We start from the raw sequence: 15,487 nt of genomic DNA on the forward strand, positions 1-15,487 counted from the left end.
CCGTTCTCGCCGTTCTTGCCGTTCTCGCCCCGGCGTCAGGGGATGCGGGTGAGCAGGTGGCCCTTCGGTTCGGTGAACTCGCCGTCGGTCATGACGCGCCGGCCGCGCAGCCAGGTGGATTTCACGACGCCGTACAGGGTCTTGCCCGCGTACGCCGTCACCCGGTTGCGGTGCTGGAGCCCTTCGGGGTCGACGGTGAAGGTCTCGTCGGGGGCGAGGACGGCGAAGTCGGCGTCGCGGCCGGGCGCGATGGCGCCCTTGCGGGTGCCGAGGCCGACCAGTTCCGCCGTGCGCGTCGACATCCAGCGCGCGACGTCCTCCAGGCCATGGCCCCGTCCGCGGGCCTCGGTCCAGACGGCGGACAGACTGAGCTGGAGGCCGGAGATGCCACCCCAGGCGGTGGCGAAGTCGGCGGTCTTGAGGTCGGCGGTGGACGGGGAGTGGTCGGTGACCACGCAGTCGATGACGCCGTCCGCCAGAGCCCGCCAGAGCGGGTCCTGGTTGGCGGCTTCGCGGATGGGCGGGCAGCACTTGAACTCGCTCGCGCCGTCCGGGACTTCCTCGGCGGTGAGGGTCAGGTAGTGGGGGCAGGTCTCGACGGTGACGCGTACCCCGTCCGACTTCGCCTCGGCGATCAGCGGCAGCGCGTCGCTCGAGGACAGATGCAGGATGTGCACGCGCGCGTCGAGGCGCTTCGCCTCCGCGAGGAGCAGGGCGACGGCGGTGTCCTCGGCGTCGCGCGGACGGGAGGCGAGGAAGTCGGCGTACTTCGGGCCGCCGTGCCGCGGGGCGGCGGCGAGGTGGTCCGGGTCCTCGGCGTGCACGATCAGCAGCCCGTCGAAGGCGGCGATCTCCGCCAGGGCGCGGGCCAGTTGCTCCGGCCCGAGGTGCGGGAACTCGTCGACGCCGGACGGCGACAGGAACGCCTTGAAGCCGAAGACCCCGGCCTCGTGCAGCGGGCGCAGGTCCGGGACGTTGCCGGGCAGGGCGCCGCCCCAGAAGCCGACGTCGACATGGGCCCGGCCTGCGGCTGCCCGCTGCTTGGTGCGCAGATGACCGGCCGTCGTCGTCGGCGGGAGGGAGTTGAGCGGCATGTCGACGAGCGTGGTGATGCCGCCGGCCGCCGCCGCGCGGGTGGCGGTCCAGAAGCCCTCCCACTCGGTACGGCCCGGATCGTTGATGTGCACGTGGGTGTCGACCAGGCCGGGCAGCAGAACGTCGTCGCCGAGGTCCGCCAGGCGGGCCGTCCCGGGGCCGGGCGCCTCGTACGGCAGGACGGCCGTGATGGTGCCGTCGGCGACCGCGACCGACGCGGCCCGCATCCCCCCGGGAGTGACGACGCGCGTCGAGCGCAGTACCAGTTCGGTGTCGGACACCCATGCCCCTCCCCTCCACCGGCATACTTCCCGGGGGTTCAACTTTCTGTTGAAGGAGTCTTCACTCCCCCTCCTGCGCCGTCAAGGGGCACACCGCCCGGACGGCGACCGACGACCGCTCCCTGGATGTTTCCATGAAGCGGAATTAGACTTCCGTAAGACAGAATTCAGTAACGTGTCACCAGGCGGCCCACCGACCGCCGGGTAGGCTTCTCCCTTCCCGCAGCCCTGAAAGGAAACGCGCCGTGCCGACGTCCAGCGCCAACGGCCCCCTCCGGCCCACCTCCGGCGGGGTCCAATCCCTCGAGCGCGCCTTCGACCTGCTCGAAAGGATGGCGGACGCGGGCGGCGAGGTCGGTCTCAGCGAACTGTCGGCGAGCAGCGGACTGCCCCTGCCTACCATCCACCGCCTGATGCGCACCCTCGTCGCATGCGGTTATGTGCGCCAGCAGCCCAACCGCCGTTACGCGCTCGGCCCGCGCCTGATCAGGCTCGGCGAATCCTCCTCCAGGCTGCTGGGCACCTGGGCGCGCCCCTGTCTCGCCCGCCTGGTGGAGGAGACGGGCGAGACGGCGAACATGGCGCTGCTCGACGGGGACGAGGTCGTGTACGTCGCGCAGGTGCCGTCCAAGCACTCCATGCGGATGTTCACCGAGGTCGGCCGACGCGTCCTGCCGCACTCCACCGGGGTGGGCAAGGCCCTGCTGGCCGGTTTCCCGCCGGAGGACGTACGGGCCCTGCTCGCCCGCACTGGGATGCCCGCCGCGACGGACAGGACCATCACCACACCGGAGGGGTTCCTGGCGGCGCTCGACGAGGTGCGCCGCCAGGGCTACGCCATCGACGACAACGAGCAGGAGATCGGCGTGCGCTGCCTCGCCGTCCCGGTGCCCGACTCCCCCACCGCCGCGGCCATCTCGATCTCCGGTCCCGCGGGACGGGTCACGGAGTCGGCCACGGAGCGGATCGTGCCGGTGCTCCAGCAGGTGGCCAGGGAACTCTCCGAAGTGCTCACCACTCCGGGCGGCGGCCCGACGGCCTGACCGACCGGCCCGGTCGGCCATCCCGCGGATCCGCCGCTCCTCGACCTCAGCGCCCGCGCACGCCCCCCTTTCAGGGGGTGTTCCGCAAGCCCGTTCGTCAATCTCGGGGTGCCGGTCCGAACAGTTCCACCGCGTCCCGCACCTCCCGCAGCCCCGGCCCCAGTGCACTCACCGAGCCGATCGCGCCGGCGATCAGCAGCAGGGAACGGCGCAGCCGGGGGACCTCGGCACTGCCGTCCGCCACCAAGGCGTCCAGTGCGGCCAGTTCCTCCTCCGCGATGCTCCGATCAGGGAACTCCGCAGGATGGGCCGCGAGTTGGCGCCGCAGCCGGGACACGGCGGAACGCAGCTCCGTCACCCGTGGATCGTCCTGATGGCTGCCGCCCGTACGCCTTTGCTCTACGCTCCGCAACGCAGTCCTCCCCCTCACGCACCACGGTGCGCCTCTCCCCACCGGCCCCGCCGCCCCCGTCACCGGTGCGCGCCAGTAAACGCCACCCCACCCCCTCCGCGCCAGTCCGCTGCGTCATCGGCTTGCTCCACAGCGTGACATCGCGCCGTACGGACACCCGGCGGCGGGTGCGGTATGCAGAGTCCGTGACGACACCGACGAAACGCCGGAGGAGCCCGGACGCCGGACAGGCGGCCCCGGAGCGGGTCGTGGGACTGCTGCTCGCGGCGGGCGGCGGGCGACGGCTGGGCGGCCGCCCCAAGGCGCTGCTGACGTACCGGGGACGACCGCTCGTGGAGCACGCCGTACGGTGCCTGCGCGAGGGCGGCTGCGAGCGCGTCCACGTGGTGCTCGGCGCGGGGGCGGACGAGGTACGTGCGCGTGCCTCACTGCCGGACTGCGTGCTCGTCGACAACCCCGTATGGGAGCAGGGCATGGGCTCGTCCCTGCGGGCCGGGCTCACCTCGCTGACCGGTACGGACGCCCGGGCCGCGCTGGTCCTGCTGGTCGACCAGCCCGGGATCGGGCCGAGGGCGGTCGCGCGGGTACTCGGCGCACGCGCGGCGCGAGAACCGCGGGATTCGCTCGCCTCGGCCACCTACGCCGGTGTACGCGGTCACCCGGTCCTGTTCGGGTCCGCGCACTGGTCCGGGGTCGCCGCGACCGCGACCGGCGACCGGGGGGCGCGCGCCTACCTGAAGGAACACGCGGACCGGATCACGCTCGTCGAGTGCGGGGACGTGGCCGAGCCCTACGACATCGACACGGAGGAGGACCTGACCCGCCTCGAGTGAAGGGGGCACCCGGCGCCGCCGTGACCCGACCCGAAGTACCTCGCCCCGAAGTACCTCGACATCAACAGACCATTGAACTTCCACAATGAGGAAACTACTATCCACTGCCCAGAGCGCCCGCCTGAAGGAAGTGACAGCTGATGTCTGCACCAGCGCCGTCCCCGCTGGCCATCGTCGACGCCGAACCCCTGCCCGGGCAGGACGAGGTCCTCACCGAGGCGGCACTCGCCTTCGTGGCCGAACTGCACCGGCGGTTCACGCCCCGGCGTGACGAACTCCTCGCCCGCCGCGCGGAGCGCCGTGCCGAGATCGCCCGCACCTCCACGCTCGACTTCCTCCCGGAGACGGCCGCCGTCCGCGCGGACGACTCCTGGAGGGTGGCACCGGCCCCCGAGGCCCTGAACGACCGACGCGTCGAGATCACCGGCCCCACCGACCGCAAGATGACCATCAACGCCCTCAACTCGGGGGCGAAGGTCTGGCTCGCGGACTTCGAGGACGCCTCGGCGCCCACCTGGGAGAACGTGATCCTCGGCCAGCTCAACCTGATCAACGCCTACACCCGGACCATCGACTTCACCGACGCGGCGTCCGGCAAGTCCTATGCCCTGCGCCCGGCCGAGGAGCTGGCGACGGTCGTCATGCGCCCGCGCGGCTGGCACCTGGACGAGCGGCACCTCTCCGTCCCGGACGGCACCCGGGTGCCCGGTGCCCTGGTCGACTTCGGGCTGTACTTCTTCCACAACGCCCGGCGTCTCCTCGATCTCGGCAAGGGCCCGTACTTCTATCTCCCGAAGACGGAGTCCCACCTGGAAGCCCGCCTGTGGAACGACGTGTTCGTCTTCGCGCAGGACCACCTGGGCATCCCCCGGGGCACCGTCCGCGCCACCGTCCTCATCGAGACGATCACGGCTGCGTACGAGATGGAGGAGATCCTCTACGAACTGCGCGACCACGCCTCGGGGTTGAACGCGGGACGCTGGGACTATCTGTTCTCCATCGTCAAGAACTTCCGTGACGGCGGCGCCAAGTTCGTCCTCCCGGACCGCAACGCGATCACGATGACGGCCCCGTTCATGCGGGCGTACACCGAACTCCTCGTGCGTACCTGCCACAAGCGGGGCGCGCACGCGATCGGCGGTATGGCGGCCTTCATCCCGTCCCGCCGGGACCCGGAGGTCAACAAGGTCGCGTTCGAGAAGGTCCGCGCCGACAAGGACCGCGAGGCGAACGACGGTTTCGACGGCTCCTGGGTCGCCCACCCGGACCTGGTCCCGATCGCCATGGAGTCCTTCGACCGGGTGCTGGGCGACAAGCCGAACCAGAAGGACCGGCTGCGCGAGGACGTCGACGTCAGCGCCGCCGACCTGCTCGCGATCGACTCCCTGGAGGCCGAGCCGACGTACGCGGGCCTGGTCAACGCCGTCCAGGTCGGTATCCGCTACATCGAGGCCTGGCTGCGCGGCACGGGTGCGGTCGCCATCTTCAACCTGATGGAGGACGCGGCCACCGCCGAGATCTCCCGCTCCCAGATCTGGCAGTGGATCAACGCGGGTGTCGTCCTCGACAACGGCGAGCGGGTCACCGCGGAACTGGCCCGCAGGGTCGCCGCCGAGGAACTGTCGGACATCCGCGCCGAGACCGGCGACGAGGCCTTCGCGGCGGGCCACTGGCAGCAGGCCCACGACCTGCTCCTGAAGGTCTCCCTCGACGAGGACTACGCCGACTTCCTCACCCTGCCGGCGTACGAGCAGCTCCGGGGCTGACGCCCACACGCGTCCGTGGCCCCGGAGCGGCCCTGGGGCCACGGCCGGCCGGCGGCGCGAACCGGCCTCGTCCGAGGGGTGACCGGTCGGGACGCGCCGCTCGGTCTGCCGCTGCGCCACCGGACACCTCACTTGGGCCACCGGTCAGCCGAGCCGCATGAGGGCGAGGTTGAGGCTGACGACGTTCACCCGGCGCTGACCGAGGAAGCCGAGATCGCGGCCCTGCAGGTGCTGCTCGACCAGTCGGCGTACGGCCGCCGGGTCCAGGCCGCGCGCTGTGGCGACGCGGTCGACCTGCTCATCGGCGTAGGCCGGGGAGATGTGCGGGTCGAGACCGGAGCCGCTGGCCGTGAGCGCGTCCGGCGGGACCTGTGCCGGGTCGACACCGTCGAAGGCGGCCACGGCCGCCCTGCGGTCCTGGACGGTCTTGGTCAGGGCTGCGTCGTCGGGGCCGAGGTTGGACCCGCCCGAGGCGGTCGGGTCGTAGCCGGTGCCCGCCGCCGAGGGCCGGGGCTGGAACCACTTCGGGTCCGGTCGCGGCTGCTCCTTCGGGTCGTTCGGGTTCTTCTTGGGCAGGTTGTAGTTCTGGCCCAGCAGGCCGGAACCGACCACCTGCCCGTTGTGTTCGAGCTGCGAGCCGTTGGCCTGCCGGGGGAAGGCGCTCTGGGCGATTCCGGTGATCAGCAGCGGGTACGCCAGCCCGCAGATCACGGTGAAGACCAGGAGCAGGCGCAACGCGGTCAGGTGCAGCCGGATCCAGGGCGTGCGTGAGGTCGGCACGGCGGCTCTCCCTTCAGTGCAGACCGGGAAGGAACTGAACCAGGAGGTCGATGAGCTTGATCCCCAGGAAGGGCAGGATCAGCCCGCCCACCCCGTACACGCCGAGGTTGCGGCGCAGCAGTGCCGAGGCCGAGGAGGGCCGGTAGCGGACGCCGCGCAGGGCGAGCGGGATCAGGGCGACGATGATCAGCGCGTTGAAGATGATCGCCGAGGTGATCGCCGAGGTGGGGCTGTGCAGGCCCATGATGTTGAGGTGGTTCAGGCCCGGGTAGACGCCCGCGAACATCGCGGGGATGATCGCGAAGTACTTCGCGATGTCGTTGGCGATCGAGAAGGTGGTCAGCGCGCCGCGGGTGATGAGCAGTTGTTTGCCGATCTCGACGATCTCGATCAGCTTGGTGGGGTTGGAGTCGAGGTCGACCATGTTGCCGGCCTCCTTGGCGGCCGAGGTACCGGTGTTCATCGCCACGCCCACGTCGGCCTGGGCGAGGGCCGGGGCGTCGTTGGTGCCGTCACCGGTCATCGCGACCAGCTTTCCGCCGCCCTGTTCCTGCCGGATCAGCGCCATCTTGTCCTCCGGGGTGGCCTCGGCGAGGAAGTCGTCCACCCCGGCTTCGTCGGCGATGGCCCGGGCGGTGAGCGGGTTGTCGCCGGTGATCATGACGGTCCGGATGCCCATCCTGCGGAGGTCCTCGAACCGCTCCCGGATGCCGTGTTTGACCACGTCCTTGAGGTGGAGGACGCCCAGGACGCGGGCGGGCTCGTCACCGTGCCGGTCCGCGACCACGAGCGGTGTGCCGCCCACGGCGGAGATCCCGTCGACGAGCGGGCCGATCTCCGGGCCTGGCGTGCCCCCGTTGTCCTGCACCCAACGGATCACCGCACCGGCCGCGCCCTTGCGGATGCACCGGATGCCGCCGTCCTCGGGCAGGTCGGCGCCGCTCATCCGGGTCTGGGCGGAGAGCTGGATCCATTCGGCGTGCCCGATCTCCTGCTGGGTCCGGGCGCGCAGGCCGTACTTCTCCTTGGCGAGGACGACGACGGACCGGCCCTCCGGTGTCTCGTCGGCGAGGCTGGAGAGCTGCGCCGCGTCGGCCAGTTGCCGCACGTCTGTGCCGCCGACCGGGGTGAACTCGGCGGCCTGGCGGTTGCCGAAGGTGATGGTGCCGGTCTTGTCGAGCAGCAGGGTGGAGACGTCACCGGCCGCCTCGATCGCCCGGCCGGACATGGCAAGCACGTTGCGCTGCACCAGCCGGTCCATGCCCGCGATGCCGATCGCCGAGAGCAGTGCGCCGATGGTGGTGGGGATCAGCGCCACCAGCAGGGCGACCAGGACGACGATGCTCTGCTCGGCGCCCGCGTAGGCGGCCATCGGCTGCAGGGTGACCACCGCGAGCAGGAAGATGATCGTCAGCGATGCCAGCAGGATGTCCAGTGCGATCTCGTTGGGGGTCTTCTGCCGGGCGGCGCCCTCGACCAGGGCGATCATGCGGTCGATGAAGGTCTCCCCGGGCTTGGAGACGATCTTCATGATGATCCGGTCGGACAGCACGGTGGTGCCGCCGGTGACCGCGCTGCGGTCGCCACCGGACTCGCGGATCACGGGAGCCGACTCCCCGGTGATCGCGGACTCGTCGACCGAGGCCGCGCCCTCGACCACGTCGCCGTCGCCCGGAATCAGCTGGCCGGCCTCGACGATCACATGGTCACCGGGCCCCAGGTCGGCTGCGGGGATCGTCTCCTGTGGCAGTGCCACCAGGCCGGGGTGCCACGGTGAGGTGATCCGCCGGGCGACGGCCTCGGTACGGGTGCGGCGCAGCGTATCCGCCTGGGCCTTGCCCCGGCCCTCGGCCACGGCCTCGGCCAGGTTGGCGAAGACCACCGTGAGCCCCAGCCAGATGGTGATCAGCCAGGCGAAGACGCTGGTGTGCCGGATCGCCGAGTAGGTGGTCAGCGCGAAACCGACCTCCACCACGAACATGACCGGGCGACGGGCCATCACCCGGGGGTCGAGCTTTCGCAGCGCGTCCGGGAGGGAGCGGACCAGCTGTTTCGCATCCAGCATCCCGCCCGAGACGCGGTGCGCCTGGTGCGCGGGCGGCGCGCCCGCCGACGCCGTCATCGGCGGATCCCTTCCGCCAGCGGCCCCAGGGCGAGGGACGGGAAGTAGGTGAGCCCGACGACGATCAGGACGACGCCGGTCAGCATCCCCACGAACAGGGGCCGGTGGGTGGGCAACGTGCCGGCCGTCGCCGGCACCGGGCTCTGCTGGGCCAGCGATCCGGCCAGGGCCAGCACGAACACCATCGGCAGCAGCCGCCCGAACAGCATCGCCAGGCCGAGCGCCGTGTTCCACCAGGTACTGGTGGCGGTGAGACCGGCGAACGCGGAGCCGTTGTTGTTGGCTGCCGAGGTGAAGGCGTACAGCACCTCGGAGAAGCCGTGCGGGCCGCTGTTGAGCATGGCGGCCCGCTCCGCCGTGAACGTCATCGCCGTGCCGGTGCCGATCAGCACGAGCGCCGGGGTGGCGAGAATGTAGAGGGAAGCGAACTTGATCTCCCGGCTGCCGAGTTTCTTGCCCAGGTACTCGGGTGTGCGACCGACCATCAGACCGGCCACGAAGACGGTCACGATCGCCAGGATCAGCATGCCGTACAGCCCCGAACCCGCACCGCCCGGCGCGATCTCGCCGAGCATCATGTTGAACAGCAGCACGCCTCCGCCGAGTGGAGAGTACGAGTCGTGGGCCGAGTTGACCGCGCCCGTCGAGGTCGAGGTGGTGGAGGCGGCGAACAGCGTCGAGGCCGGGATGCCGAAGCGGACCTCCTTGCCCTCCATCGCCGCGCCCGCCGCTTGGAGTGCCGTCCCCTCGTGCTGCCATTCGAAGAAGGTCAGCACGGAGGCGGAGGCGATCCAGAGCAGTGCCATCACGGCGACGACGGCGTGGCCCTGGCGCCGGTCGCCGACCATCGTCCCGAAGGTGCGCGGCAACGAGAAGGAGATCACCAGGAGCAGGTAGATCTCCAGCCAGTTGGTCAGCGGCGTGGGGTTCTCGAACGGATGAGCGGAGTTGGCGTTGTAGAAGCCCCCTCCGTTGGTGCCCAGCTCCTTGATGGCCTCCTGGGTGGCCACCGGACCTCCTGGAAGGCTCTGGGTGCCGCCGCTCATCGTGGTGACCTGGACAGCCCCGTGCAGGTTCTCCACCATGCCGCAGGCCACGAAAACGACGGCGAGGACGACTGAGACCGGGAGCAGCAGGCGCAGCGTCAGCCGGGTGACGTCCACCCAGAAGTTGCCCACCCGGTCGGTGCGGCTGCGGGCGAATCCCCGGATCAGCGCCGTCACGACGGCGATGCCCACGGCGGCCGAGAGGAAGTTCTGCACCGTCAGCCCCGCCATCTGCACCAGATGGCCCATGCTCGACTCGCCCGAGTACGACTGCCAGTTGGTGTTGGTCACGAAGGAGACCGCGGTGTTCCAGGCGGTCGCGGCGGGCACCGCCGGGAAGCCGAGCGAGAGCCACAGGTGGTTCTGCAGACGCTGGAAGCCGTAGAGGAAGAGCACCGAGACCGCGGAGAAGGCGAGCACGCTGCGCAGATAGGCCATCCAGGGCTGGTCGAAGTCCGCGTCGACACCGATCAAGCGGTAGAGGCCGCGTTCTGTCCGCAGATGCCTGCGGCTGGTCAGCAGGTGCGCCAGATAGTCACCGAGCGGCCGGTGCGAGAGAGCGAGCGCGACCACCAGGGACAGCGCCTGCAGGCTGCCCGCAAGCGCCGGGTCCACCTCAGAACCTCTCCGGATGGATGAGGGCCAGTACCAGATAGACGATGACGACCGCAGCGACCACCAGTCCCAGGATGTTGTCGGCCGTCACAGGCGCCCCACACCCTTGGCCAGAACGGCAAGGACGCCGAACGCGAGGACGGTCACACCGATGAAGGCCAGGTCCACCACGGTGGCTCCACTCCGCAACTGATCGATCGGTCCGGTGAGGAGATTGTCGGCCGCGGAGGAAGGGCATGCCGACTTTTCCTGGGCCGTCGGAGTCGGGTGCAAGGATCGCATCAACGATCGGTGCTGGTTTGTCGCGCGGGGTGCCGGGCCTGCTACACCTGAGGTCAGGAGGTGCGCCATGCTCCGGTTCATCACCCGTGGGCCGTTCTCCCTGCTCGCAGCGGTGCTGGCCCCGGTTGCCCTGTGTGCGGTGCTGCTGCCGTGGCGCGGCGGCCTGGCGAACACCGACGTCGCCCTGATGCTGGTCGTCGTGGTGGTGGCGGTGGCCGCTCTGGGACACCGGGGGGCCGCTGCGCTTGCCGCGGTGGGCGCCGCCCTGTGGTTCGACTTCTTCTTCACCCGGCCCTACGAGCGGTTCACGATCAGCAAGTCCACCGACGTCACCACCGCACTCCTGCTGCTCTGTGTCGGCCTGACGGTCTCCCAACTGGCGGTCCGCGCACGGCGTTTCCGGGTGACAGCGATCACGGACGCCGGATACCTGGCACGGATCCACGACACCGCCGTGCTCTCCCGCTCGGCCGACTCCGCCCTCACCGTGGTCGACCACGTGGGGGACGAGTTGATCGACCTGCTGCAGCTACGTGGCTGCCGCTTCCAGTACGGCTCCCTGATCGGCCACCCGCCGCGTCTGGAGCACGACGGCTCGATCACCATCGGGCGCAGGCAGTGGGACGCGGACCGGCTCGGCCTGCCCGACCAGGAGGTGGAGGTGCGCATGTTCGGCAACGGCAGGTACATCGGCCGGTACATGCTCGCCCCCACGCCCGGAGCGGTGCCCTCTCGGCAGGCGCGGCTGGTCGCGGTCACCCTGGCGGACCAGGCCGGGGCGGCCATGGACGCCTTGTGGCAGCCGGCGAAGGCGGCATGACGGGGCGTTCAGCCCGTGGCCGGCTCTCCCGGCCAGACGCGCAGGCCGAAGACGAAGGTGGTCCCGCCTCCCGAGGTGCTCTCGACCGTGAGTTCGCCGCTCATCGCCTCGACGAAGCCCTTGGCGACCGTGAGGCCGAGCCCCACCCCGCCGTCGGCGCCGCCGTCATGGGGCCGACTGCGCCGGAAGGGCTGGAAGAGGTTGTCCGAGTCGACCTCCGAGATGCCGGGGCCACGATCGATCACCCGCACGTCGACCCGGCCGGCCACGGCGCCGGCGTCGACCATCACCTCGGCGTCCGGCGGGGACCACTGGCGTGCGTTGGCCACCACGTTGGCCAACGCACGCTCCAGCAGTCCGGGGTCGGCCTCGACCTTCGGCAGGCCGTCGGCGATCGCGATCCTGACGTCGGCGGCGGCCTGTTCGTCCGGAAGGCTGTCCACTGCCGCCCGGACCACCTCGTCGAGATCGGCCGGCCGGAGCGTCACCGGCACCGCGCCGACCTGCAAACGGCTCAGGTCCAGGAGGTTGGCCACGAGGCGGTTCATCCGCTCCGACTCGGCGCCGATCCGGGTGGCCAGCCAGCGAACGCGCTTCGCGTTCCGTTCGGTCTCGGGTGACCGGAGACCGGCGGCGGCCGCGCTGATCGACGCCAACGGGGTACGCAGGTCGTGCTCCACCGCCTCCAGCAGGTTGATGTGCAGTGCGTCGGTGCGGGCCAGCGCCTCCGCCGCCCGGGCCTGGGCGGTCAGCCGCTCCCGCTCCCGGACCAGCCGCAGCTGGGTGACGAACGGGCCGAGCAACCGGGCATCCTCCTGGCTCAGCGACGGGCCCGTCAGGACGAGCGCCGTGTCCTGCCCGAGGTCTGCGGCGAAGGCCGCCTCCTCCGGCCGGGCGGGCGGCACCGGGCCCGAGGACGCCACCGGGCGCCACTCCTCGCCCATCCGGACCATGACGGCCGCGCCGTCCAGGGCGAAGACCCGGCACAGCTCCCCCAGCAGCTCGGGCAGCGCCCGGGCGGCGGAATCCACCGTCTCCCCCGCCAGCCGGGCCAGTACCTGCGCCTCCGCGCGGGCTCGGGCGGCCTGCTGCGAACGCCGGGCCAGACCGTCGATCAGGTGCGCGATGATCCCCGCGACGGCCAGGAACAACAGCAGGGCCGCCATGTCCGCCGCCCGGCCGATGACCAGGTTGTGCCAGGGGGTGGTGAAGAAGTAGTCCGCGGCCACCGCCGCCGTCGCGGTGGTGGCCGCCGCCGGGAACAGCCCACCCAGCCGGGCCACCCCGGCGACGAGCAGCAGCAGGCACAACAGCGCCCCGGAAAGGCCGAGTGAGCCGCGTAGCGGCGACAGCACCGCCGCAAGCGCGGCCGCTCCGGCCGGCCCGAGCGACCAGGCCGCCCAGCTCCGCCGCGCCGGCACCGGTGCGGGCCTGCGGCGGTGCGGCGCCGGCGGTACGGCGAGCAGATCCGGGTCGGGCGGTGGCAGCACCCGGACGTCGATCGGCCCGGCCATGCGGATCACCCGGTTGATCACCGAACCACCGATCAGCTCCTTCAGCCTCGAGCGGCTCGTCGGCCCGAGCAGGATCTGGGTCGCGCTCTCCGCGCGGGCGAAGTCCACCAGGGCCTGCGCGACGTCGCTGCCGCTGATCTCCACATAGCTGCCGTGCAGCTCGCGCAGCAGCCGGCGCTGCTCCTCCAGGCCCGGCGGTTCCGACTGCAGCGTGCCGTCGTCCAGCCGGACGTGGATGCCGATCAGATCGCCGTGCACCCGGGCGGCCGTTCGGGCACCCCGGCGGATCAGGTGCTCGCCCTGCGGGGCACCGTTCAGGGCGACCGCGATCCGTTCCTTGGTCTCCCAGGGGGCACTGATACCGTGCCGGGCCCGGTAGTCGGCGAGCTCTTCCTCGACCCGGTCTGCCAGCCAGAGCAGCGCCAGTTCGCGCAGCGCACCGAGGTTGCCGGCCCGGAAGTAGTTGTCCAGCGCCACGTCGATCCTGTCGGGCCCGTAGATCTCGCCCTGCGCCATCCGGGTGCGCAGCGCCTCGGGGCTGAGGTCCACCAGCTCGATCCTGTCGGCGGCCCGGACGACCGCGTCGGGGATCCGCTCGTGCTGGACGATGCCGGTGATCTGCTCGACCACGTCGTTGAGGCTCTCCAGATGCTGGATGTTCAGCGTCGTCGCGACGTCGATGCCGGCCCGCAGCAGCTCCCCCACGTCCTGCCAACGCTTTGCGTGTCTGCTGCCGGGCACGTTGGTGTGGGCCAGCTCGTCCACCAGGGTCAGCGCGGGCCGTCGGACCAGCAGCGCGTCCAGGTCCATCTCGGTCAGCTCGATCCCCCGGTACCGCAACACCCGGCGCGGCACCACCGGCAGATCGGCCAGCTGCTGCTCGGTGCCCCGACGGCCGTACGTCTCGACGAACCCCACCACCACGTCAAGGCCGCCCGCGCGCAGCCGGCGCCCCTCGGCGAGCATCGCGTACGTCTTCCCGACGCCTGGCGCGGCTCCCAGGAACACTCGCAGCTTGCCTGCCATGACCGATCGGGGTCCTTCCTCGCCCGTCCCGCAGCTCCATGGTCGCACTGAGCGGCCTCGATGCTGCCCTGTACGGCCCGGTCGATCCGGGCAGCCGTGCGCAGGTGCGGTCCAGGGCGGCACGGCGCATGTCTGCCCTGGACTCGAAGTGCCGGTAGAGCATCACACGGGTGATGTCCGCTTCGCCGACGACGTCGTCGGGACTGGTTGGCTGCGGGATCCCCGGTCGCCGGTGACGAGTTCTTCGCGGAGTGCGTACGGCACTTCTCACACGTCCGGGGCACCATGGCACTGCCGCGGGGGACCTGGCGCGACAACGGGTCGACGCTCGCGGCCGAGGCCCGACTCGACGACGAGCGGGAGACGATGTCGCGGCTCGCCTGCGGCCTCACCACCCGGACCGCGCTGGAGACCAGTCAGCTCGTGCATCGCTTCGCGGGTGTCCAGGTCATGCGCGACGGCGCGTGGCAACGCTTTTTCCGCGACAGCCACGCCGGAAGCCTGCACCGGAGTTCCTCTCACACCGTGACGCAGAAGTGCAACCGGATCCTGTCGGGCGCCCTGCCCGCCGGGGCGCACCGGGGTTCTTCGACCTCACCGTCCCCCCAGCAGGCGACGGCGGGAGGGGGACGCGGGATACGAGAAGTGGCAGGACCCAGCCCTCATCCCGGCCGTTATCCCAGATGCACCGACCAGTCCTGGGCCGCCTCCGGCTTGCCGTGCAGGTCGGGGACGCGCTTGAGCCAGTCCGGGCGGCCCTGCCGGGTCCGGGCCGCCCGGCGCGCGTTCTCCTCGGCCAGTTCCTCAGCGGCGGGGAAGTCGGTCGGCAGCCACGCCGAGGAGGCCCGCACGCGCGCGTGGAGATACCCCACGTACGCCTCGCGGGCCGCGTCGGGCGTCGCGAAGTCCGGGTCGTCGGCCAGCCAGGCGTCGGGCACCTCGGCGGTGATGGCCCGCAGCAGTTCCTCGGTCACCCGGGGAGCGAGTTCGGCGTCGGCGTCGCGGACGTCGGGCGCGTAGCGGCCGAGGGCGTGGTGGCGGAAGTCGTACGCCTTCGCCGGGTCGGAGGCGGCCCAGCGGTGGTGGAAGACGAGCGCGGCCCCGTGATCGATGAGCCACAGGCGCGGCGGGGCGACGCCGAGCGTCGGCCAGACCATCAGATTGGAGCTGTGCGTGGTCCGGTCCACGTTCACCGTGAGCGCGTCGAGCCAGACGATCCGCCCGGCCTCCACCGGATCGACGGGGAAGACCTCGGCGACCTCGGGCGTGAAGTCCCGCGCGCCCGGCAGGTGGTCCATGCCGAGGTTGGTCCCCGCGCTGACGGAGTGCAGCTCCCGCACCTCCTGGTGGGGCTCGCCGGCGGCGATCGCCGGGTCGAAGTCCACCAGGACCAGCTCCGGAAAACGCAGCCCCAGGGCGCGGGCCAGCTGACCGACGATCACTTCGGCGACCAACGCCTTGCGCCCCTGCGCGGACCCCGTGAACTTGACGACGTACGTGCCGAGGTCGTCGGCCTCGACGAGCCCGGGCACGGAGCCGCCGGACCTCAGGGGCTCGATGTAGCGGGTGGCGGTGACCTCGGTCAGCATTTCGCCAGGCTACGCGATCCCCTGACCTTGCAATCCATGACCTCCCCAAGATCCCCGTATTCCGGGGAATCGGCCACGATCAGCCCTGGGGAGAATCTGGGGAGTTCCGGCCGGCGCCCTGATCTCCCTGTTCCCCGAGCAGTCCGTCGATCACGGTGCGCCCCTTGCTCCCGGCCTCCGGCATGAAGTGAGCCTAGTAACCGAGCGTGATGGCCGGCGAGGAGTGCCCGAGCCATCGCGGGCGTTGTCACGTTGTGGGCTGC

Annotated in this window: 12 protein-coding genes; 4 read left to right on the plus strand and 8 right to left on the minus strand. The window is 71.2% G+C overall.

Going from position 1 to position 15,487, the window contains the following annotated elements; translation table 11 throughout:
* Positions 1 to 35 precede the first annotated feature (35 nt).
* Positions 36 to 1,376, minus strand: coding sequence for an allantoinase AllB (gene allB, locus DIZ27_RS14780; protein WP_109378862.1), 1,341 nt, complete (start codon positions 1,374 to 1,376; stop codon positions 36 to 38).
* Between the two features lie 245 nt (positions 1,377 to 1,621).
* Here allB and DIZ27_RS14785 point away from each other — a divergent pair, with 245 nt between their 5' ends.
* Positions 1,622 to 2,419: an IclR family transcriptional regulator gene (locus DIZ27_RS14785; RefSeq protein ID WP_109378863.1), complete on the plus strand. Its 798-nt coding sequence runs from the start codon at positions 1,622 to 1,624 to the stop codon at positions 2,417 to 2,419.
* Positions 2,420 to 2,516: 97 nt separating this feature from the next.
* Here DIZ27_RS14785 and DIZ27_RS14790 read toward each other — a convergent pair whose 3' ends face one another.
* Positions 2,517 to 2,777 carry a DUF5955 family protein gene (locus tag DIZ27_RS14790; protein ID WP_258308371.1) on the minus strand — a complete coding sequence of 87 codons (261 nt, stop codon included), beginning with the start codon at positions 2,775 to 2,777 and terminating at the stop codon, positions 2,517 to 2,519.
* Positions 2,778 to 3,016: 239 nt separating this feature from the next.
* On the opposite strand from DIZ27_RS14790, the gene DIZ27_RS14795 reads away from it, so the two are divergent.
* Both DIZ27_RS14795 and aceB read left to right on the plus strand, forming a co-directional pair.
* The gene (locus DIZ27_RS14795; RefSeq protein WP_109378865.1) at positions 3,017 to 3,664 is read left to right on the plus strand and encodes an NTP transferase domain-containing protein; all 648 of its coding nucleotides are present in this window, start codon (positions 3,017 to 3,019) and stop codon (positions 3,662 to 3,664) included.
* Positions 3,665 to 3,804: 140 nt separating this feature from the next.
* A complete protein-coding gene (aceB, locus tag DIZ27_RS14800) occupies positions 3,805 to 5,430 on the plus strand; it encodes a malate synthase A (protein WP_109378866.1) in 1,626 nt (541 codons plus the stop codon).
* 144 nt (positions 5,431 to 5,574) lie between these two features.
* Here aceB and kdpC read toward each other — a convergent pair whose 3' ends face one another.
* Genes kdpC through DIZ27_RS14820 form a run of 4 tightly spaced genes read right to left on the minus strand, consistent with a single transcriptional unit; the run spans position 5,575 to position 10,084 of the window.
* On the minus strand, positions 5,575 to 6,210 hold the full coding sequence (gene kdpC, locus DIZ27_RS14805; protein WP_109378867.1) for a potassium-transporting ATPase subunit KdpC: 636 nt from the start codon (positions 6,208 to 6,210) through the stop codon (positions 5,575 to 5,577).
* 13 nt (positions 6,211 to 6,223) lie between these two features.
* The gene (kdpB, locus tag DIZ27_RS14810; RefSeq protein ID WP_109378868.1) at positions 6,224 to 8,332 is read right to left on the minus strand and encodes a potassium-transporting ATPase subunit KdpB; all 2,109 of its coding nucleotides are present in this window, start codon (positions 8,330 to 8,332) and stop codon (positions 6,224 to 6,226) included.
* On the minus strand, positions 8,329 to 9,993 hold the full coding sequence (gene kdpA / locus DIZ27_RS14815) for a potassium-transporting ATPase subunit KdpA (protein WP_109378869.1): 1,665 nt from the start codon (positions 9,991 to 9,993) through the stop codon (positions 8,329 to 8,331). Before kdpA ends, kdpB begins: the two co-directional genes overlap by 4 nt.
* Before the next feature lies 1 nt (position 9,994).
* Complete coding sequence (locus DIZ27_RS14820; RefSeq protein ID WP_109378870.1) at positions 9,995 to 10,084, minus strand: potassium-transporting ATPase subunit F; 90 nt, start codon at positions 10,082 to 10,084, stop codon at positions 9,995 to 9,997.
* Between the two features lie 258 nt (positions 10,085 to 10,342).
* Here DIZ27_RS14820 and DIZ27_RS14825 point away from each other — a divergent pair, with 258 nt between their 5' ends.
* The gene (locus DIZ27_RS14825) at positions 10,343 to 11,095 is read left to right on the plus strand and encodes a DUF4118 domain-containing protein (protein ID WP_109378871.1); all 753 of its coding nucleotides are present in this window, start codon (positions 10,343 to 10,345) and stop codon (positions 11,093 to 11,095) included.
* An 8-nt stretch (positions 11,096 to 11,103) separates the two neighbouring features.
* Here DIZ27_RS14825 and DIZ27_RS14830 read toward each other — a convergent pair whose 3' ends face one another.
* Both DIZ27_RS14830 and DIZ27_RS14845 read right to left on the minus strand, forming a co-directional pair.
* The gene (locus tag DIZ27_RS14830; protein ID WP_109378872.1) at positions 11,104 to 13,635 is read right to left on the minus strand and encodes an ATP-binding protein; all 2,532 of its coding nucleotides are present in this window, start codon (positions 13,633 to 13,635) and stop codon (positions 11,104 to 11,106) included.
* 674 nt (positions 13,636 to 14,309) lie between these two features.
* On the minus strand, positions 14,310 to 15,224 hold the full coding sequence (locus DIZ27_RS14845; protein ID WP_109378873.1) for a HipA family kinase: 915 nt from the start codon (positions 15,222 to 15,224) through the stop codon (positions 14,310 to 14,312).
* Between the last annotated feature and the right edge of the window lie 263 nt (positions 15,225 to 15,487).

The sequence above is a fragment of the Streptomyces sp. NWU339 genome (assembly GCF_003143855.1).
GTDB lineage: Bacteria > Actinomycetota > Actinomycetes > Streptomycetales > Streptomycetaceae > Streptomyces.